Source organism: Brevibacillus sp. 1238 (assembly GCF_029892995.1).
Classification (GTDB): domain Bacteria; phylum Bacillota; class Bacilli; order Brevibacillales; family Brevibacillaceae; genus Brevibacillus; species Brevibacillus parabrevis.
Map to the genome: position 1 here is coordinate 1 of NZ_JARXWC010000022.1, position 19213 is coordinate 19213.

The 19213-nt window shown below is 47.2% G+C and carries 26 protein-coding genes; all 26 read left to right on the forward strand.

Annotated features, from left to right (window positions below; genetic code table 11):
- The first annotated feature begins 238 nt into the window (after nucleotides 1-238).
- The 26 genes from cpaB (at nucleotide 239) to M2298_RS27405 (ending at nucleotide 19200) form a co-directional block, all read left to right on the forward strand.
- Nucleotides 239-967, forward strand: a complete 729-nt coding sequence (gene cpaB / locus M2298_RS27280; RefSeq protein ID WP_173598172.1) for a Flp pilus assembly protein CpaB — start codon at nucleotides 239-241, stop codon at nucleotides 965-967.
- Entirely contained in the window at nucleotides 964-2379 is a 1416-nt protein-coding gene (locus M2298_RS27285; RefSeq protein ID WP_280649327.1) for an AAA family ATPase, read from the forward strand. The genes cpaB and M2298_RS27285 overlap by 4 nt, the downstream gene beginning before the upstream one ends.
- Nucleotides 2380-2388: 9 nt before the next feature.
- Complete coding sequence (locus tag M2298_RS27290; protein WP_280649328.1) at nucleotides 2389-3882, forward strand: TadA family conjugal transfer-associated ATPase; 1494 nt, start codon at nucleotides 2389-2391, stop codon at nucleotides 3880-3882.
- A 12-nt stretch (nucleotides 3883-3894) separates the two neighbouring features.
- Complete coding sequence (locus M2298_RS27295; RefSeq protein ID WP_173598169.1) at nucleotides 3895-4794, forward strand: type II secretion system F family protein; 900 nt, start codon at nucleotides 3895-3897, stop codon at nucleotides 4792-4794.
- Nucleotides 4795-5067: 273 nt separating this feature from the next.
- Nucleotides 5068-5709, forward strand: coding sequence for a type II secretion system F family protein (locus M2298_RS27300; protein WP_280649329.1), 642 nt, complete (start codon nucleotides 5068-5070; stop codon nucleotides 5707-5709).
- A gap of 67 nt (nucleotides 5710-5776) precedes the next feature.
- A complete protein-coding gene (locus M2298_RS27305) occupies nucleotides 5777-5953 on the forward strand; it encodes a Flp family type IVb pilin (RefSeq protein ID WP_063227516.1) in 177 nt (58 codons plus the stop codon).
- Nucleotides 5950-6444, forward strand: a complete 495-nt coding sequence (locus M2298_RS27310) for an A24 family peptidase (RefSeq protein ID WP_122966756.1) — start codon at nucleotides 5950-5952, stop codon at nucleotides 6442-6444. The genes M2298_RS27305 and M2298_RS27310 overlap by 4 nt, the downstream gene beginning before the upstream one ends.
- Nucleotides 6444-6863: a TadE/TadG family type IV pilus assembly protein gene (locus M2298_RS27315; RefSeq protein WP_173598166.1), complete on the forward strand. Its 420-nt coding sequence runs from the start codon at nucleotides 6444-6446 to the stop codon at nucleotides 6861-6863. The genes M2298_RS27310 and M2298_RS27315 overlap by 1 nt, the downstream gene beginning before the upstream one ends.
- 53 nt (nucleotides 6864-6916) lie before the next feature.
- The gene (locus M2298_RS27320; protein ID WP_280649330.1) at nucleotides 6917-7369 is read left to right on the forward strand and encodes a hypothetical protein; all 453 of its coding nucleotides are present in this window, start codon (nucleotides 6917-6919) and stop codon (nucleotides 7367-7369) included.
- 97 nt (nucleotides 7370-7466) lie between these two features.
- A complete protein-coding gene (locus tag M2298_RS27325; RefSeq protein WP_122966753.1) occupies nucleotides 7467-8084 on the forward strand; it encodes a DUF4046 domain-containing protein in 618 nt (205 codons plus the stop codon).
- 108 nt (nucleotides 8085-8192) lie between these two features.
- Nucleotides 8193-8471, forward strand: coding sequence for a hypothetical protein (locus tag M2298_RS27330; protein ID WP_122966752.1), 279 nt, complete (start codon nucleotides 8193-8195; stop codon nucleotides 8469-8471).
- 157 nt (nucleotides 8472-8628) lie between these two features.
- Nucleotides 8629-9390: a hypothetical protein gene (locus tag M2298_RS27335; RefSeq protein ID WP_233454195.1), complete on the forward strand. Its 762-nt coding sequence runs from the start codon at nucleotides 8629-8631 to the stop codon at nucleotides 9388-9390.
- A 2-nt stretch (nucleotides 9391-9392) separates the two neighbouring features.
- Nucleotides 9393-10265 (forward strand): CpaE/TadZ family protein, encoded by an 873-nt coding sequence (locus M2298_RS27340; protein WP_242773253.1) that lies wholly within the window; start codon nucleotides 9393-9395, stop codon nucleotides 10263-10265.
- Nucleotides 10262-11050, forward strand: a complete 789-nt coding sequence (locus tag M2298_RS27345; RefSeq protein WP_217023423.1) for an SAF domain-containing protein — start codon at nucleotides 10262-10264, stop codon at nucleotides 11048-11050. Before M2298_RS27340 ends, M2298_RS27345 begins: the two co-directional genes overlap by 4 nt.
- The gene (locus M2298_RS27350) at nucleotides 11047-12165 is read left to right on the forward strand and encodes a CpaE/TadZ family protein (RefSeq protein ID WP_242773250.1); all 1119 of its coding nucleotides are present in this window, start codon (nucleotides 11047-11049) and stop codon (nucleotides 12163-12165) included. The genes M2298_RS27345 and M2298_RS27350 overlap by 4 nt, the downstream gene beginning before the upstream one ends.
- On the forward strand, nucleotides 12165-13514 hold the full coding sequence (locus tag M2298_RS27355) for an ATPase, T2SS/T4P/T4SS family (RefSeq protein ID WP_242773247.1): 1350 nt from the start codon (nucleotides 12165-12167) through the stop codon (nucleotides 13512-13514). The genes M2298_RS27350 and M2298_RS27355 overlap by 1 nt, the downstream gene beginning before the upstream one ends.
- Complete coding sequence (locus M2298_RS27360) at nucleotides 13511-14410, forward strand: hypothetical protein (RefSeq protein ID WP_122966747.1); 900 nt, start codon at nucleotides 13511-13513, stop codon at nucleotides 14408-14410. The genes M2298_RS27355 and M2298_RS27360 overlap by 4 nt, the downstream gene beginning before the upstream one ends.
- Nucleotides 14410-15249, forward strand: a complete 840-nt coding sequence (locus tag M2298_RS27365; RefSeq protein WP_122966746.1) for a hypothetical protein — start codon at nucleotides 14410-14412, stop codon at nucleotides 15247-15249. Before M2298_RS27360 ends, M2298_RS27365 begins: the two co-directional genes overlap by 1 nt.
- A gap of 15 nt (nucleotides 15250-15264) precedes the next feature.
- Complete coding sequence (locus M2298_RS27370) at nucleotides 15265-15411, forward strand: hypothetical protein (protein WP_167470396.1); 147 nt, start codon at nucleotides 15265-15267, stop codon at nucleotides 15409-15411.
- A gap of 37 nt (nucleotides 15412-15448) precedes the next feature.
- Complete coding sequence (locus M2298_RS27375) at nucleotides 15449-15649, forward strand: hypothetical protein (RefSeq protein ID WP_005831465.1); 201 nt, start codon at nucleotides 15449-15451, stop codon at nucleotides 15647-15649.
- Between the two features lie 252 nt (nucleotides 15650-15901).
- On the forward strand, nucleotides 15902-16225 hold the full coding sequence (locus M2298_RS27380) for a hypothetical protein (RefSeq protein WP_254223497.1): 324 nt from the start codon (nucleotides 15902-15904) through the stop codon (nucleotides 16223-16225).
- 4 nt (nucleotides 16226-16229) lie between these two features.
- Complete coding sequence (locus M2298_RS27385; RefSeq protein WP_167470395.1) at nucleotides 16230-16382, forward strand: hypothetical protein; 153 nt, start codon at nucleotides 16230-16232, stop codon at nucleotides 16380-16382.
- Entirely contained in the window at nucleotides 16382-16798 is a 417-nt protein-coding gene (locus M2298_RS27390) for a hypothetical protein (protein WP_217023429.1), read from the forward strand. Before M2298_RS27385 ends, M2298_RS27390 begins: the two co-directional genes overlap by 1 nt.
- A 178-nt stretch (nucleotides 16799-16976) precedes the next feature.
- Nucleotides 16977-17489 (forward strand): hypothetical protein, encoded by a 513-nt coding sequence (locus tag M2298_RS27395; protein ID WP_254223494.1) that lies wholly within the window; start codon nucleotides 16977-16979, stop codon nucleotides 17487-17489.
- Between the two features lie 231 nt (nucleotides 17490-17720).
- Nucleotides 17721-18062 (forward strand): DUF3870 domain-containing protein, encoded by a 342-nt coding sequence (locus tag M2298_RS27400; protein ID WP_063227500.1) that lies wholly within the window; start codon nucleotides 17721-17723, stop codon nucleotides 18060-18062.
- Nucleotides 18063-18261: 199 nt separating this feature from the next.
- Nucleotides 18262-19200, forward strand: a complete 939-nt coding sequence (locus tag M2298_RS27405) for an ABC transporter permease (protein WP_063227499.1) — start codon at nucleotides 18262-18264, stop codon at nucleotides 19198-19200.
- Nucleotides 19201-19213 lie beyond the last annotated feature (13 nt).

A 19213-nucleotide genomic window follows, 5' to 3' on the forward strand; every position in this document is an offset into this window, starting at 1 on the left:
GAGCTGACGAATACTAATCGGTCGAGGACTTATCCACACATGCTTAGCAATCATGCGTATTCAGTTTTGAAGGAACAAGCAGAAAAGCTGTATTCCCGATTACTTTTGCGAGTAATGGAGAATGCAGCTTTTTTGTATGAGAAAACCGTGTAGGTAATCTACACGGTTTTTTTGTTGTTTCTTTTTTTGTCCCAGTTCCCTCCTTTACGCTTGTAGCAGGATTGAGAGGAGGGAGAAAATGTCTGTGCATCCACTGCGGTTATTGGCTCTGTTGCTATTGGCATCATGCATGGGGATCGGTGCCTACACGATTTTGAAACCGCATGAAATAACCTTTCTACAGTTGCGATCAACTGTAGAAAAAGAGAGTGGACAACTGCTGGAAGCAAAAGATGTGGAGCCGCTCACCTTGACATTGGGCGGACTTTTTCAAAAAACTTCTGATCCCATACCAGGGTTGATTCCATGGACAGAGGGCCAGCGGTTGATCGGGTTACCTTTTTCACGCTCGGTAAAGGGCGGCCGTCCTTTGCTGCTGGGTGATTTGGAGCTGGTTGATCAGACAGGAAAGGAGGCTTCGCCGAAAGATGTAAGAACAGGGATGAGCATTCCTGTTGATAATGTGGCAGGTGTCTCGCCACACATTTCGACAGGAGAAAGAGTGCATGTCTATGCTTCTTTCGAAGACGAAGCAGGGGCGCACTCCGGTATTCTCCTGCAAAATATGCCGATTTTAGCTGTTCAGCGTGAAATGGAGGGAGATCAACCGAAGCTGCAAGCGGTCACCGTGTCTCTTGGAAGAGAGGAAGCCATTTTATTAACACACGCATTGCATTACGGCAAGATCAGGTTGGGACTGGCTGGAATCATGGACGATCAGCAGTCAGGAATAGGAGATGCAGGATTTGCAGCTGAGCTCATGCGAACAAAAAAACGATGGGCGTTGGAAAAGGGGGAACGTGAGTGAAAAGACGATTGCTGATTGTAGACGATGATCGCGAAGCAACTCGCTCTTTAATCAGTCAGCTTGCGTGCAGTCATCTGATCGAAGTATGCGGCGAAGCGTCCAGCGTAGAGGAAGCATGGGCAAAACTTCACGCGACCCGGCCAGAGCTTGTTCTACTGGGCGGAATTAAAGATACGGAAAGAGGCATATTGAGTCAGCAGTTTCGTCTTGCTTTCCCGCATTTGTCTTTTATCGCGGCGTGCACAGCAAGTGAGCTGATGTGGGAACCGTTTTTTCGCAATCTCGGTATTTGGGTGATTGCAAAACCGATACAACTGGGACAAGTAGAAGCTCTAGCGATGATGGCTCAGGGCCAGATCGCAGCAACTGCCGATTCCAGGCAGCCACAACTGCAACACAATATTTTATCAGAGCATCACGATAACGTACGCGATCTGCCTGACTCCGAGCGACACTGGAAAGGATTGGCAGGATCCGAGCAAAATCCTCGCGTAAAGCCGAAGCATCTTATTACCGTGTACGGCCCAAAAGGTGGAGTGGGAAAAACGTTTATTTCCCGCGAATTGGCTATCTTCTTTTCCACACAAAAAAGGGAAGGTCAACCTTTGAAAGTGTTGGCAGTTGATTTCAATCTCGACCTAGGGACATTTGCGACCACACTAAACCTCCCACGAACACCGAACTTGTATACGTGGGTACAAGACCTTGACCGCCAGCTTCATGCTTACGCAGAGAGCAAAGGGCTCGACACATATTCAATCAAACCAGAAGAATGGCAAGAACTTGCCTCATCATTGCCGCTATTACCACAACAGATTGAACGGTATACCGTCGTTCATTCGGAGTCTGGCCTTGATGTGCTCACTTCCCCCAGAGATATACGCTACAGCTTTGAAATCCGCGACTATCATTTGTATCTCATTTTGGAGACACTCAAGCGCAGCAACTACGATGTCATCTTGATTGATACCGCTCCTGATACGACTGATGCTACCATTCAGGCGCTGTTTTTTGCCGAGCATGTCGTGATGGTGGGAAATCCGGTGGTAGACTCTATTGAAAATATTCAGCGCTTGTTAAAACTTCTCAGAGAAGCAGAGTATCCCGAAGAGCGCATTCAAGTGTGCATGAATCGTCTCCAGCGAAAAGAAATGTTTACGTTGGAGGAAATCAGAGCTTACTTTCAGCTTCACCCAAGCAAAAAAATCTTTTCGATCCCTGACGACAGCGAAGTCAAAAAGTCCATTAACACAGGAGTGCCAGTCATGCTGCAAACAGGGCGAAGTGCAGCCAGAGATGCGATTGAAACGTTGGGGAAAGCATTGTTTCCAGTTGATGAAGTAGCCAAAACACCTGCTGCAAAAGAGAAAAAGAATGAAAAAGCGTCACTTTTTCGCTGGCTGTGGGGATAGGAGGGCGAAATGTTCGATAAACGACAGTTGCTTGGCATATCCAATCACGTACAAAAAAGCCAAGAGTCGCGGCCGATGGGGCGTGATCATTCCAGTTCATCCGCTGCCTTTTTTGAAAAGCAATTAGAAAGTCCAGCTTCCCTAGAACGTTCACAAGAGCGTTGGATTGGCAGCGAGGCAGAGACATTTATTCGTACTCAAATCGTGGAGAAACACGGGAGGCGTCTATGGGAGGACAAACATTCGGCTACCTTCAAAGAAGAGCTGACAGCTGACATCAGAATGCTGTTAGAGTCGCAAATGCCGCTGTCGTCCATTCAGTTGGAGACGGAGGTCAAACGCTTGCTGCATTCCTTGACGGGGTGGGGAGCACTTGATGAACTATTAGAGGACCAAGATATTACGGAGATTATGTTCCATCGCCATAATTACCTGGTAGTTGAGCGGAAAAGTACGGGACGACTGGAAAAAAACGATGCAATCCTGTTTCGAAGCGAAGAAGAAATGCTGCACTTGCTGGAGCAAATGGCTGCGACAATGGGGCGCGAGTTCAATGAAACAAAAGCAGAGCTGCATACACAGCTTCCTGACGGCTCGCGGGTGGCTGCCACGCACCGATCGATTACGCCGGATGGACACACGCTGACCATTCGCAAGCATCGAGAGCTGCTGAGCGAAAGCGACTATTTGCGGTACGGATCGATTTGTGAGCCGATGCTGTTGTTTTTGCAAAGAGCTGTCGGCCTGTCCAGAGCATCCGGGATTGTCAGCGGCGGAACCGGCTCAGGCAAAACGCATATGTTGAACCTTATTTCTCAATACGTTCCTGCTCATTTGAGCATCATTACGATCGAGGATGTTTTGGAGATGAGACTCCAGCATCCGTTTGTGAGAAGGTTGCTGGCAAAGCCGGCTAACTACGAAGGAAAAGGAGGATTCTCTATCAAGGATTGTGTTCGCTTGTCATTGCGCAAACGGCCGGATGTCATTATGGTAGGCGAGACGCGTGGCGGAGAAATTGTCGACATGCTATGGGCGATGAACACCGATCACCCGGGAAGCTGGAGCACAGCTCATGCAAATTCACCACGTGCCTTGGTTGATTCTACATTGCCGATTTTGTTTGGCAAGGCTGATGAAGTGTACAGTGCCCAAGAACGCAATCTGATGATTGGCTCGGCACTGGACTTGATCGTTCAGGTAAAGCGGTTTGACGAAGATGGGAGTCGCAAAGTGGTTGCGATAACAGAAGTTGTCGGAACAGGCCAATCCCATGAAGAGTGGATCAAAAAGGCCTGCAACGTAAAACAGGTTTTGCCGGACAGAGTGTATTTGCAAGATATTTTTGTATTCGAGCCGATGGGTGTACATGACGGAAAAGTCAAAGGACACTTCAAATGGACAGGTTATCGGCCGGAACGGATGATCAAGCGGTGGCTGGAAAAGGGGATGTCACGCGAAGAGATCGAGCAGGTATTTTTTACAACGCCAATATCCGTCTAGGAGGGACTGACGTTGGGAGACATCAGCCTGCCTGTCGCTACGGGAATCGGTGTAGCGATATTGTTGCTCGTGATTCCGCCGAAGCTTTACACGCGGGGAAGATCGGGCAAGCATGCGATTGTGGGCGTACTTCAGCAAGACAGAAAAACGGTATGGAATCGCTTAGAGGAGCGCCTGGCGAAATCACACTCGGGTTTGGGAGTGAACCAGTATGTGACCCTGTGCTTTTTCTTCGGGGCCGTGTCTTTTGTTTTTAGCAGCCAAATCTTGCAATCATGGTGGCTGGCCGCGCCTGCGTTGTTTGCTGGTATTTTGTTTACAGAGCGAGTGGTTAGTGTTTGGGGAGCAAAGCGTCGAGACAAATTTGAGGCGGGGAATATAAAAGCCATTCGCTTGATGGCAAGCTCATTGCGGACGTCGCCATCGTATTTGCACGCTTTTGAGCAGGTGGTTGCAAGTCCTTTTTTGGAAGGGAGCATTACAACAGAGTACAAGAGAATTGTGGAGCTGCTTCGCGCACAGGTGCCGCTTGAGCATGTCATGAATGACTTTTCCCAGCGAACAGGCTCGGCTGATGTCAACTATTTGGCTACTATCGTACAAATTCAGCGAGAAATGGGTGGAGACATGGCGAAGACACTTGATTTGGCGGCTTCGGCCATCTTGCGCCGCAGACAGTCATTTCGTCGGCAAAAAGCAGCCATGGCGCAAATTGTAGCGCAAGTGAACCTTTTGAGTGTAATGCCCTTTGTCTTTATCGTGGCACTTTTCGCAAACAATCCGCATCATTTTGATTCGCTGACAGCGACACTTGGCGGCCGTTTGCTCATGTGGGTGTGCCTGGCGAGTATTTTGTTGGGGGGAGAAGCCATTCGCTACATCGCGCACAAAAGCATACACAGAGGGGGATGAAGAAGTGTGCTTCTGATTGGGCTATTGCTTGGATTGGCAGTGTTCCTCTACGGACTCCCTGCTTGCGTAAGCAAGGGAGACTCCTTTTTTTCCACCTTGTTCAGTCGAATTGAAATTGAGCAACAGGCGGAGCTTGATCAAGCTTTTGAACGGCGACAAGCTCGCTGGGCTTTGGTACGCATGCTAGAGCGAAACGTCCCACTTTTGCATCGATTATGCAGCTGGACAGGCATACAGCCTGTAAAAACGGAAGAAATCTTATTGAGGCTCCACATGCAAATGAGTTTGGCGGAGTTGGTAATCATGAGGCTGATCGGCGTATGCCTGGTCGCCTCTTCGCTTTTCAGCCTGCTATTGAAGCTGGCAGGAGGAGAGATGCTCGGAGTAAAAACGGGGTATCCATTGATCCTTAGCTTAGGGCTTTATTTGCTGCCTACATTGGCTCTTGATTGGGCAGACAAACGGGCCAAAGCCGAAATTCGCGAGCAAGTGCCGATCTTTTTTGGCATTGTCCAATCGTTGGTTGAGGCAGGCATGCCATTGCAAAGCGCGGTAAAACAGACAGCACGTCGTTTCAATGCCAGGCTTGGCAAGGAGCTTTCCTGGCTTGAGGTCGCAGAAAAGCGGCACGGATCGTGGAGAAAGGCGTTGGAAGAGCTGGCGTTTCGCTGGGAGGTCGATTCCTTGAGTACGATCGCTTTGGAGATGAACGAAGCAATAAGCAAAGGAGTTAGCATCTCACACATGTTGTCTGTGCAAATTGAAGAACAGGTAAGACAGCAGGAAGATGAAGCTGCCGCTCACATGAATCGCTTGAATATTCGCCTTCTCCCGCTTGTGATTGTGTTCATGGGCGTTCCTTTGCTATTTCTGGTAATCGGCCCGGCGCTTATGGGCATCGGAGAGCGTTTGTAAATATTTTTGCACCCCTGCACTGTCTTTTGGCAAAGTGAAAATACGATCTGAAAAAGGAGGGAAAGAGATGTCATTTGTCTCTGACTATTTGCGGCGCTTTTGGCGCGAGGAAGACGGTGTAACGATTGTGGAAATGGTCATCATCGTGGCGGTAATTCTCATCTTGATCATCCCGACGCTGGCTTCATTGGGGGAAGCGGAGGACGCCAAACTGAAGGAACTGCAAGAAAAGATCAGCAAATGATCCATGTGATTTTAACAGGTTTGCTGGTTACGTCGGCTTGGTATGACTGGAAGTATCGACGGATTCCTAATGCAGTCACGTTATCGGCAGTTTTGCTGGGGCTATGCTACCAGTGGCACATCGGCTCGCTATGGACAGCAACGATGGGCGTACTGGGAGCATTCGTGTTGACGGTTTTCCCTGTTGCTGCAAAGGGCATGGGGATGGGCGATCAAAAGCTGTTGATGGCTTTGGGTGCATGGACAAGCTGGATGGATGTGTACACGCTTTTTCTGCAATCGATGGGTATATGTCTGTTGAGTGTTTTATTTTTCCCGCGCAGTTGGTCCCGTCTTGCAAGGAACCTCCATGTGATGGCAGCGGGATGGAAGGCGCATCGGCAGCTCTGGCTTCCTGAAGTGGGGAGTTCAGGATTTTCGTTCCCGTATGCAGTGTTTTTGTTGTGCGCATTTTTGCTCCGCCAAGCCATGCGTATGCTGGGAGAAAGCTGATGAGAAACAAGTGCAAACAATGGTTGCGCGACGAACAAGGCAGTCAGTTGATTGAGTTTGTCTTGATCTTCCCTTTGGTTTGGTTATTGATCGTTTTTTCTTTCGATCAATTCACGATTTTGTACAACCGGCAAAAGGCTTTGGCAGCCGCGTACGAAGCAGGAAGAATCGCTGCTGTGCAACCGAATTTCGGCTTGGCCAAATACCACGCCAGAGAACGGGGAGCAGCCGAGCTTGATCAAGGGATGGAGGTTGCGGACAAAGAGGTTGTGCTTGAACTGGATGAAGGCGGCTGGAAAAAAGGGAACCATTTCAAATCAGAGGCGAAAATTACTTTTCGTCTGCTTGCTACCGGAGCTTTGTATGAGTTGTCCGAAAGCTATCACATGATGATAGAAAACGCGGAGGACAAAAAATGAACGGCTTGTGGCGGCGCATTGTGACAATCACAAGAGAAGAGAACGGAGCGACAATGATCACGATGCTCTTTTTTCTTTTTTGCTTGGGCGGTTTGTTGGCTCTGCTGTTGCTTTCGGAGCAGGCTGACTATCTGGAAATGAAAGTTCAACATACTGCTGATCTGATAACAAAAGGAGCACGAGCAGCAGGGATGTGGGAGTACGCCAATTCTGACGGCACATCAGAAAAAAGATTATATGCAACTACAGAGGAAGCCGAACAGGAAAATGCCAGGGTAATAAGGGGCGCGCGTGAAGAGGCAGCCATTTTATGGACAATGAACCAATCAGCATTGGCAAGAAGAGCAGAAGAGATTTCAGTCGTTCATCAAAAGGGAGAGCGCTCCCACTTGTACCGCCAAGGCATTTACCATCTGAAAATGGAGGTAGACCAGAGGATTCCTGCGTTTTGGGAGCAGCTCGATGTAAAAATAGAACGAGTGTCGCAGTCGGGAGTGTATGACTAAAGGCGCATTTTATGGCGACATCCCTGTTATTTTTGTCCCAATCACCCGTGGTAATTTAGGAGTATATTCCAAAAATGGGGATTGGAGTGAGGGGACAGTGCCGTCAAAAATCGTCGATCGGTACAAACGCATTCTTAACGGAGAGCAGAAACGTTTTTCCCCGTATGAATTTGAAGATGCGCAGTACCGCAAGCAGAAGGTCCAGTTAATCGTCCGTTACGCCATAGAAAATGTGAAGAAATGGACGCCAGAACAAGCTAGACGTGAGTTGAGCCTGGAAGATATCAAACAATTGAAGCTGCATTTGATACGAGAGTATATTGAGCCGCCGATCGAAGCCAAAGCGGAGGATGTGTATTATTTTGTCGAATTTGCCTATCCTTACTTGCCGCGGCTAACCGAAAAGCAACGTGCGCTTTGGGTCTATCAGGAGGTGCTATCAGGTATCCGGCGTCATTTTCCCCCGGCGTATTTTCAAAGTGTGAAAGGCGAGGAGCGGGCCAAAATATGCGTCGATTACATGTGCCAACATCTGTTGCAGCTTTCAGATTTGCGTGAACTCCCCAGGTTGTTTAGCAAGACAGAGCGGGCTTATTCGCTCTTGAAGCAATACAAATTGAAAATTCTCGTCGATACCTTGTACTTTTCTCCGTTTGATATGGTGACAGAGATGTATCCCGAGCTAAGTCATCCCTCCTACTGGGAAGAAGAGTAAAAATATTTGCAAACGCCCTCTGTCTTTTTTTACCGTAGAGATAGTTTCATTGGCTTATAAGCACATGAAACGGCCATACTCTACAGGTGAGAGAAGGAGGCGTTGCGCATGGCAACAGTAGAGGCTCACCACAAGTGCTCTGCATCCGTAGAGCAGCTTCTGGGGCGACAGGTACGCTATCAGAAGCACAAGCCCGGCAGGCATCTTTCACTGGAAAGACTCTCGCTGGGAAGTTTCCGAATCGAGACGGTACATCGATTTGGGGACAGAGTTGTACTCAATGACGGGCTGATTGTGATGGAGAATGCTCCGGCCGTCATGGAGCGAGGAGGTAGAATCGCACTTCTTTTCGCTACAGGTGAAGAGCTTTATCTGAACGCAGAATAGTGCGGGATATCGCCTTGCACGGTTGCGTGCAGGGCGATCCAAATATTCACAATACTGTTACAAAATGTGACAAAAAAGATTTGACGAGTGACGAGAGATATTACAAAATGTCTATTATTATAATAATTTGTAAAAAAATAGGGGGTAATTTAACGTGATGGCAAAGAGTGCAATCGAATTGGTCAACCGCTGCTATCAGGAGACAAACGGACTGAGTTTGGTGTCATTGGAAGAACTGAAAGAAGCTTTTATTAAGTATGTCTTTGGGGACTATCAGGAAGAGTTTACGGTTCACTACGATCTCGAAGAGTTTTATGAGCATTTGAATCAACTGCAATTGACCAACTGCCGCAGAGACTTTGATAAGGCGGTAGAGGAATGGTATATCGTCGAATACGGTAGCGGTTATAGCAACGCTAACTATCACGACATTTTGTTCACCTTGGTAAAAGAAGCGGTGGTTCAGTATCAATCACAAAATCGGACAGCACTCATTCGGGACGTAACCAAGCTTTTGACCATGCCAAGCGGATTTGTCGTCAGATGGAGGAGCGGGTTGCTGAAGGAGCGCTCATTGTCTCACTACTTTAAATACTTGATGAAGCTTGGGGTTCGAACTCAAGAAGACATCGAGACATTGGTAGATATGTGGCTGCTAGAATACCCGAATGCCTTTGACAAAAAACAGCAGGAGTTGTTTGCCAATCCTCCACGCAGAGGCAGGCCCAATAACGTAGAATTGGCACTGCTTATCGAGCTGGCTGCCAAAGTTAAGCCGGAAATGACTCAGCAAGAACGTGAGCGTTTGCGAAAAATTTACTACTACCATCGCAAGTCACTCACTGTCAGGGAAATGGTAGAGAAATTCGAGAAATACATCAGGGGAAAAAATAAATCAAACGATTCCCAGGTGGGATAGTCATGTTTCACCAAGTGAGCCGTTTCGTCTCCAAGTTCCGTGATTTGGAACAGCAGGATTTTACGAATACGACTGAGGAAGAACGGCAATGGAGGCTGCTCAAAGAAAAACTGACTTTACCCGATGTACCAGAACCATTAGAGACGGTCACTCGGAAATGTATTGCGGTAACAAGTTTATATCCGCAGGCAGGCGCCAGTTTTATCGCTGGCAACGTCGCTTACGCCTGGGCCGCAAAAGGAATACCCGTTACACTCTGCGAACTGCCCAACCATACTTCTTACTTTTACTTCGCTCTTGATTACGAACGCAGGGTTCGATCATTCAAGAATTTATCTCCGACATCATTGATCCTTATGCAAAATAATCAACTTCGCATCCAGATCGAAATTCCTTCTCATGTTCATCCAGAATCTTCTCAAATCGATATAGCCAGTTGGATACTCCGACTGAACAAAGAAAGCTCGATTGTTTTCATAGATGTATCTTCTAATTGGAATAAAAACGAGGCAAAACAGATTTTTGAGCTGGCCGATGAAATTTGGGTTGTTTTAGACGCGGATATTGCTCGTCTCACTCGGTTATTTCTGATCGAATCAGCTCCCGGCTGGTGGCTATCTGGAAAAAACAAAGTGAAAATCATCGCCAACAAATGGAACGCTCAACTCGCCCTTACCACTGTGTTGAAAAAAGTAGAGGGTACTCTGTCCCTCTGGGGTACAAGTTCTTCGCAAGTAGACTATCAAGTTCCGCTCATTGATCAGGAAAAGGCCGCTGCGGCACATGTAAAAGCCAATTTTTTACTAGAGCTTTTCCCGGAGGAGGAAAGTGAGTTTCAATCCCTGATGCATGTTCATAAAGGAAGGATGCTATGAAAAAGCAAACCATGATTGTGATATGCCTGATTTCATTACTCCTGGCAGGCTCGTCATTTTATGCAGCGACACAGTATATTGACGCGCTGGCGACAGAAAAACTGTTTGCGCCAGTTGTTAAAGTAGCTGCGGGAAAAGAAATTTCCCCTTTTGAGCCGATTACGGAGAATGATGTGGTGCTCGTACAAGAAGAAGTCGATGAAATTTTACCTGAATCTGCGCGTGCGTTGAGTGATGTGATTGGGAAAAAGAGCACGCAAACCATTTATCAAGGTGAACAATTGCTAACGAACAAATTGACTGATTCACAGCTTTTGCCCGGGAAAGGTGAAGCCCGTTATGAGTTTCCGTTGCTTTCTATCCAACCTCTTACAGAACTGCGTAAGGGGGACCGTGTGAAAATCTGGGTCAAATACAAGAATTTCGCCGAATTACAGGATTACCCTGAACCGGCCCAATTCAAAAAGACCAATGATACTGCAGACCTCCTTTTCGAAAGCCAATTAGCCAGCGTGAGGGATAGCAATGGTTCCGAAATCTATACTTTGAAGCCAAACTTGCTTCCCTCTCCGGATCAGATGGACGCCGTATTTCATGGAGCGGGGAAAAAGACTCAGCCTGCCAATGAAAAAAGATACTACGACTATCGCGTACAGCCTACATCACTGCCTGCCTTTCTAGGATTTAATTTGACGGATCAAGAGTACGTGATTCTGAATGAAGCAATGACATACGGCATGCTTCAGGTTGGACATATTATGGTTTCAAAGGAGCAAGCATCATGAAAATATTGGTTTGTTATCCAATGAAGTCGTTAGCCAAAACGTACATGCCAACATCAAGTGAGTTATTGGTGGCTGAATCAGCAGAGGAATTTCCTCGCCTCGCTCGTCTTTATCAGCCAGATGCAACAGTGGTTTTTTCCGAAATGTTTACGAGTCCATCCTGGGAATGGCTTCTATCCGTGAGAACCATGCTTCCTGCCGATTCCCCGCTAATCATCGTTCCGTTGTACCGGGATGAAGCAATCATTGCTAAAGTCTCGGAGGAGCTTGGACTTGAAAGGGTGTATCTCCTTTCTGCTCAGCTTTCACAGGAAGAGATTCGGGATAATATCAGCATGATTTTAGGTTTTATGAATGAAAGGCAGAAAAATGAGGATCAGGCAAGGTCAGGGCAAGTATTCGCTTTAATGAGTTTTGGGGCTTCTGGGATCACTACGTTTTGCATCAATTATCCGATTTTGCTAGCCAGACAAAACCCGACGAAAAGCATTGCTGTTCTGGACATGAATACCGAGAAGCCGGACTTAACCCGCTTTTTCAAGCTTCAACAGCATCAGCTGTCTTTGTTTCGACCAGACTTGATGGATCTGCAAACAGCGAAAAGGCGCAACTGGCGCACGGCTTGCAAGCAAAGCGTTCATTTGCCCAACTTGTACTACGCTCATGCCGCCAGCAGATGGAGGAGTGCTGAGGTAAGCAACATGATTGCGGCGTTTCGTGTGCAATTCGACTACGTTTATGTCGATTGGGGCTATTGCTTTCCAGAGTCGGAAGCCATGCAGCGGCTGCTTTATACGGCTGATCGGAATCTGTTATTTGTACGCGCAGACCCTTTCAGTATTGAGAACGCAAAAGAGTGGCTGAAACAATGGAGAGAAAAAGGAGTGCATTGCGAGGTGTTGTTGAGTCATCAAGAGCCTGGTCAGCCATTTCGAATCGGGGAGGATATCCCGGTCTACGGCGTAGTTCCTCACATATCTTCAAGCAGGCTGATGCAATCCCAGCGGAGCCGCAGCGTGCTCATTGAAGAGCTGTTTCCTCCGAAATCGTACGTAAGCAGCCTCAAAGAACTGGCAAAGGCTGACCACATTGAAAAAAGTGCGGTGTACAACTGATGAGCGCGATCGAATTAAACAGGGGGACGCAGAGTCTGCACAGCATAGAGGATATTAAGCAAGCAGCCCGGGATTACTTAAATCATTTTGGCAAAACTCGTGAAGAGAAGCTGGAAATGCAACATATTCTTTCTCTGGCCGAACAAGGAGATCGTGATAGCCATAACCATATTATTTTACGATTGCAGCATTATTTTGAAGAAGTAGTCAAACGGCCGATTGTTGAAGAAATTGTGCCGCATGTCAATGGATACGAAGGTCTTGTATTTGCAACTTACGGCTGGGGAATCTTGGATGCCGTTCTGCATCTGTCGCCGTGGGTAGAAGAGGTGCGAATATCTGCCAATCGAAAAGTCGCATATCTGGAGCAAGGGGTCAAAAAATTCCTTTCCTACACACCTACCTGGAAAGAAGTTGAGATGCTCCAACAAAAATTGACGAATGCCGCAGGGCTGTCATTTAACGAGAAAAAACCTCGTTTAAGCGGGTATCTCCAAGCTTTGCAAGCACGCCTGACCATGTTTACTTTTCCTTACTCCAGAGTGCCTACCATTCTTGTAAGACGCTTTACAACTCCTTCCTTCTCACTTGAGCAGCTACGCTTGCAGTCTCAACCCACCTTTGATGAACCTGTGCAATGGCTGCTCGAACAGCAAGTACGGGGGAGGGCAAACGTTCTCGTTATTGGTCCGATGGCTGCTGGAAAAACGACCTTGATGATGTGCATGTTGAAGCTGAAAGATCCGTCTACAGAGTACATCACTATTTTCGAAAGTGAGCATGAGATGCGGTTCGCTGATATATGGCCAGGAGAAGTAATTGAACTGCAAAACGTCGAGGAGATCGGCATTGATTTGGGTAGCTGCTTTAAAGACATGTATCGGTCCACAGCCAACACGATTTTAATTGGAGAAATACGAGAGCCGATAGAAGCCTACCACTTTGTTAATGCGGGAATTAGGGGCACAGATGCGACGATTGCAGCGATGCATGAACGTTTTCCTCATAAAGCTTTGCATGACTTGACTGACCTAGTGTATCAATACGGTGGTCGCAGTATCGAGTTGACGCAAGAGCGGATTAGCAGAGCCGTTAATTTTGTAAATTCACTTACCTACCGGAATAACGGTCATCGCTTCATTGATGCTATTCACGCCACTGATTGGAACGACACTTTCAATCGTGTAGAATCAATCCCTTTGGTCAGCCGCAATGTACATACGGGTGTCTACGAATGGACAGGAAGACAACTGAACCCTCATTTGGTCGAGTACATGTGCTGCGTAGGAAAAGCGGATTTGGGAGTATTGAAGGAACTACGTCTGACAGATATGGGCAGGATGCTATGACATATTTGCTGCTTGTGCCGATGGTCGTCTGCCTGTTTGTTGGATTTATGTTTATGGGCAACTATTTTTATCACACTTGGACTACTCCCCGGGTTTTATTCCCGCGTACGGTTGCAGTCTGGAGAGAAAAATTTATGCAACACGCAACCAGGCGGTTGTTGTATGAGCGGTATGACCGCTGGTGTCAAATCGGTGGGGGAACGCCAGAGGCTCATCTTGTACTTTCCTTGATTGGCAGTGTTGCAGGCTTTATGTCGGGTATTTTGTTGGGCAATCTGATTGTCTCTTTATCTTTGTTTCTCTTGTTTCTGTTGATGCCTACGCTGTTGCTGTACGCTCGCTATACAGTGCGAATCAATAAGAAAATAAAATCCTTTTGCCGATTTGTCGAGCTTTTTGCCCGCTATTACAACAGCCGTAAAAATATTGTTCTGACATTCCGGGAGATGATCGAAGAATGCCCCAAAGAACTGTTGCCGGAGTTACTCCTGCTGAATAACAATCTCGCAGATGGGGGCGATCCCATCTTGGCGATAGAACGTTTTGCACAAAGACTGAGTCATCCGTGGGCATTTGATTTTGCTATGTATATATCCAGTGGATTAGAAGGAGAGACAGAGGATATACAAATTCCGCTCAATCGATTGACGAATGAAATGTTCGTTCAACAGGACGAGAAGCACGAGCGGGACAGTGAAATTTACTCCATATGGATTAGTTTGATCATCGTTATTGCCATTTGTATCTGCCTGATTCCATACAACCAAAGCTTGCTGAAAGATTCGTACAGGCTCTATTTTTACACGCTTGATGGACAATCTATTTTAGCGCTTGCGGTAACAGTTTGGTCGTTCTCGATCCTGCTAGCATTCATATGGGGGAGGCGATACCGATAATGCAGCTGCTTGTCATGTACACATGGTTGGGGTCAGGCTCCATTTTTATGTTCCTTGCAGCGTTTTTCGTTGGAAAGTATTTGGTGCAAGGCACAAAACCAGCGCTATTCATCTCTGCAAAGTGGTGGCGAAGGTGGGAGAGCACGGTAGCGTCCAAGGAAGACGATGACTGGGAGCAACTGTTGAATCGCGCGGGCAGGCCATTTGGCTGGGGAAAAGCAGAGTGGTTGTTTGCACAATTAGTATGCGGGAGCGCTGTCTGCATGATGGTGCTTGTATGGGTCATTGTCTGCCGCGTAGAGTCATTCCCCTTTTTATCGATTTGTATTGCTTCAGGTTGTGGCTACTTGTTCCCATATCTGGCGTTGAAAATGTGGGCGGGGAATCGCGAGGATATGCTGAGTACCGATATTGCACGATTCATCAACCGTTATGTGACGTTGCTGGAGAATCAGGTGCCTATCTACAATGCCATGGTGAAAGCCGCAAGACCTACCCGGAAGTTGAAAGAGTATATACCGACATTGTCCGAGTGGAATAAAGACCCTGATGAAGCGCTGGAAAACTTCAAACGCCGATTAGGGGTCGACGATGGAATTATACTCGTCTCAAGCATGCGCACTATTGAGCAACTAAGCGCCGGACAAGTCAGTGTGACGATGCAGCGAATGGAGTGGGCTGTTGATCAGCGCAGAATGTTTCGCCATCGCAAAAAAATCAAATCGCTCGGTATCGGCTACAGTGTTATCGTCTATCCGGCTTTTTACATGGGGCTGTTAGTCGCGATGTTTCCCTGGTACAAGCTGCTTACGGAAATTTTAAGCAAGTATTTGCTCTAGAGGGAGGCTAAATGTTTGACCAAGCTGCTGTCCATTATCATGTGCATCGTATTCACTTTGGGAATCATTGTGTCGAGCCTCTCGCAGATTAATTCAGCGGTCGTTCAAGACGGCGGATTGCGCGATCGAGCTGTCCAGTGGATCGATAAAGCGATACCTTGATCATTTCATTTCTAGAAGAGAAAAGGAGAGTGCAATTATGTCAAAAATGTTTTTTATCTTTCTTGCATGCGTGATGGTTTTGGGGATTGGCGTCAGCTCTTACGGAAACGAATTGTCGCCCGCTGCCAATGATTCTGCCGAAAGCATCAACCGTTCCATTACCTCGCTTAATTACGATACGCGAAATGAAAACATCAACTTCAAGATGCAAAACGGCACGGCATATACGTCCAACTGATGCTGCACCATCATGTCTTTCTCGTCATTATTGTCATGGTAGGGAGTCTGTGCGCGTTCATCTGGAATCTGCATCCAGAAGAGCAGCTACATGAGACACAACAGGAAAGGGTGTATCGAGCTACGACGTTTATCTTTCATTAAAAGAAAAACGGTCGCCTCGGAAGAGATGGTCAAAGCTAAAGTATTTCTCGTATGTATGATAACGCTGCTTTTCGTGATTTCCGGCGTGGGAGCGTATCATTTGTACGCAATGGAGAGAGCCATTGCGCGCAGTATTTATGCAGATGTGCTTGACGATATGCAGGATATCGGCTACCTCAATCAAGCGTTGACCGACTATTATACCAATAAAATGGCTGGACTTGGCTGGGACGTTTCTACCGATGTGTTTGCGGGCAGTTGGCCGCGAGGGGAAGGAGAGCGGGCACGCAAAGAGAGAAAAGAGTCTGTCACACTCGCTATGAAAGTTACTCCGTCAACCGTGGCAAAGTGGTTGAATGCATTTGTAGAAGGAGATACAGCTTTTTCGTTTACAGGAAGCCGTCCCTCCGAATATTTTGACCCGGGGTGGTAGTCGCATGAACAAAATGATCAGTATGTTGGTGTTGCTTGTTCTCGTCTTGCCTTTGACGGTTGGAGTGCTTTTTACAGGGCCAGGCAATATCATGTCTGCTTGCCAACAGTTTTTCGGTGACTTGCTTGTGCAAGTGACGAGATTTGGTGCGACCTGATGGGACAGTTTGTTGCGGTTATTCTCAATATCATGCTGCTGTTGCTGGTGACGATTGGGTTGTTGCAGACTCATGTTGTCGTGCAGACGGAAAATGAATTGATGGAAGTCAGTGCTGCGGCGGTGAAGTACATTAGCAATCATGGAGGAAGCAATGAAGGAGCGCTTCAGGAAGAAGTGCGATCGATTATATCACGGGAGCTTGTGGAAAAGCGGTTCTCCTTGTCGGAACAGGAGATGTCTGTTCGTGTCACGCGCACTCATTCGACCGATCCTGTCTTATGGAGCCATGCAGACGAGTTTTCTCTGGTCTTGACCATTCCATATCCTGGTTTTACGTCATGGATTCCCGTGCCTGCCGATACTTTACAGGTCACACGTCAAGGGACGATTAACGTCATGGATTACGATTTGTAACGGGCTAGGGCACGTAGTCCAAGTCATAATCATCCACACAAAAAAAAGCTAAAGAAGTTAATGAAAAAAGAAAATAACAACGTAGGAGGATAATTGTACGGGCATCAATCTTTTATCTATATCAGCAATCCTGCTTTTTTTGCTGATGGGTACATATGTTGTCGATGCGGATTTGGCCATGCAGAAAAAAACAGAGGTCAAAATGCTTTTGGAGTTGGCGAATCACCACGCAACGTTTGCTGTTGACCCGGTACTCAAGACAGAGGGTGTAATCGATCTTGTCGAAGAAGAGGCAATGCAGCGGTTTGATCGCAGGATGAGCGAAAATGGCGGTTATGCGCGGCAGCAAAAAACATATGTTCCAGGGGAGCAAAGCGTGACGAACGCTCCGATTCATTTTGTGCGTCATTACGTTGATTTTCGTAACTGGCGGCAGGACTTGCATCTGTTGCTGCAATACAACGGAGAAAGCCTCGTGCCAGTGAGTGCAACTCCCGGGGCTGTCCGGCAGGGTGGCGGGCAACTGCTGATCACGGTCGTGACCGAACGCGGAGATCGTTTGCAAATGGCTCCGAAAACGATGATTGGACCGTCGCATATCATGGTGGCTTATGTGGATGAAAAGCCATTCTTGCCAATGCTTCCAGGGCATGCTTTTCCCGTCGTTTCTGTCGAAGAAGTAAAATTTTAACAAAATAGAAATTTATTAAAGGTAAAAAATAACCTCCGATTTTCAGTCTGGGTGCATTATACGAACATATCCACCAAACAAACGAAAGATTAGTCAGACTTATTTACAAATTGCGAATTTGTCTGGTACTATGTAAGAAAGTGCTTAGCCAGCTTGCGATTGTAAGGAGGTAGCACTCCAAACGTCCCGCATGGCCGGCCCGTTAAGCATAGTAAAAGCGGGGTTTTCCACTTGTTTGATAAGGATACCATTTATATCGTAGGTGACGCGCAATCTTCGTCCAACAATCCGATTACGCAGCAGTTCAGCGCCTTCTTTATTGGGCTTGTCGTTGACACTACCAACGACAAAATCGTAGATGCGGCTTGTTCGTCTACGGTGCAGCTGACGTCTGATTTTGCCCGATCCATTTTTATCGGTCATTCCATCTTTGCGTCGGAGGCGATTGGGGAAGAAATTCGCTATCGATATTTTGGATCTTCGCAAAAGACATTGATTGCTGCCTTCAAGGATGCACAGAAGAAGTACAAACAAGCTGTTTCCACGAGAAGTAAAGCAGAAGTCACCAAGTGAATTGAATACACACAAGCTGCTTTATTTATTCGTATGCACGGCATACACGTAAGTAAAACCCAGCAAATGCCATGATAATCGCGCATTTGCTGGGTTTTTTGCTTATACGGAAAGGAAAGACATTTTTCCGACCGGGATGCGAACGAGCTTTTTGCCCATCAAGCTTTTTGACGGATTTTTGATTAAAGGAGGAGATTCCTTGCTATCTTTTGTCTTCCGCAGATTCATCTCCATGATCGTTACGTTGTGGCTCATTATTACCGTTACTTTTTTTCTGATGCATGCTGTGCCCGGATCTCCTTTTGAAAAAGAGGGAAAAGCGCTGAACGAGACCGTGGCGCAAAATCTCAACGCTTACTACAACTTGGATAAGCCGCTCTTTGTCCAATACGGTCTGTATTTGCAAAAGCTGGTGCAATTTGATTTGGGGCCATCTACTGCGAACAGTGCGGATACCGTCAACAAAATGATTGCTCGCGGTTTTCCGGTTTCGTTTCAACTCGGACTGATTGCTGTTCTCTTTGCGATTATTTCAGGAGTAGGGCTGGGCGTGATTGCCGCATTGCGCCACAACCGTTTGATCGATTACGCAGCGATGATCATTGCGGTTCTCGGGATATCCATACCGAGCTTCGTAGTTGCGCCTTTGCTGATCAAGTATTTGGCGGTGGAGTGGAAGCTTCTCCCGACAGCGACCTGGGGCAGCTGGCAGCACGTAGTTATGCCGGCATTGGCGCTGGCGTTTGGCCCGATTGCGATTATTGCCCGCCTGACGCGTACGAACATGTTGGAGGTATTGACGCAGGAGTATATCGAGACGGCCAAAGCAAAAGGATTAAAGCCTGCGACAATCGTGATCAAGCATGCATTGCGCAACGCCATTTTGCCTGTCGTCACCTTGCTGGGGGCGCTGATCGCCAATGTTTTGACGGGGAGCTTTGTCATTGAAAAAATCTTTGCCATTCCCGGCATGGGCAAGTATTTCGTGGCGGGCATCATCAACCGCGACTATTCCGTGATCATGGGAACTACTGTGTTCTACAGCGCCCTCTTGATTTTCTTGATGTTCGTCGTCGATGTTTTGTACGGCATTATTGATCCGCGAATCAAGCTGCATCGAAAGGAGAGCGAAGGATGATCGTTTCTGACGA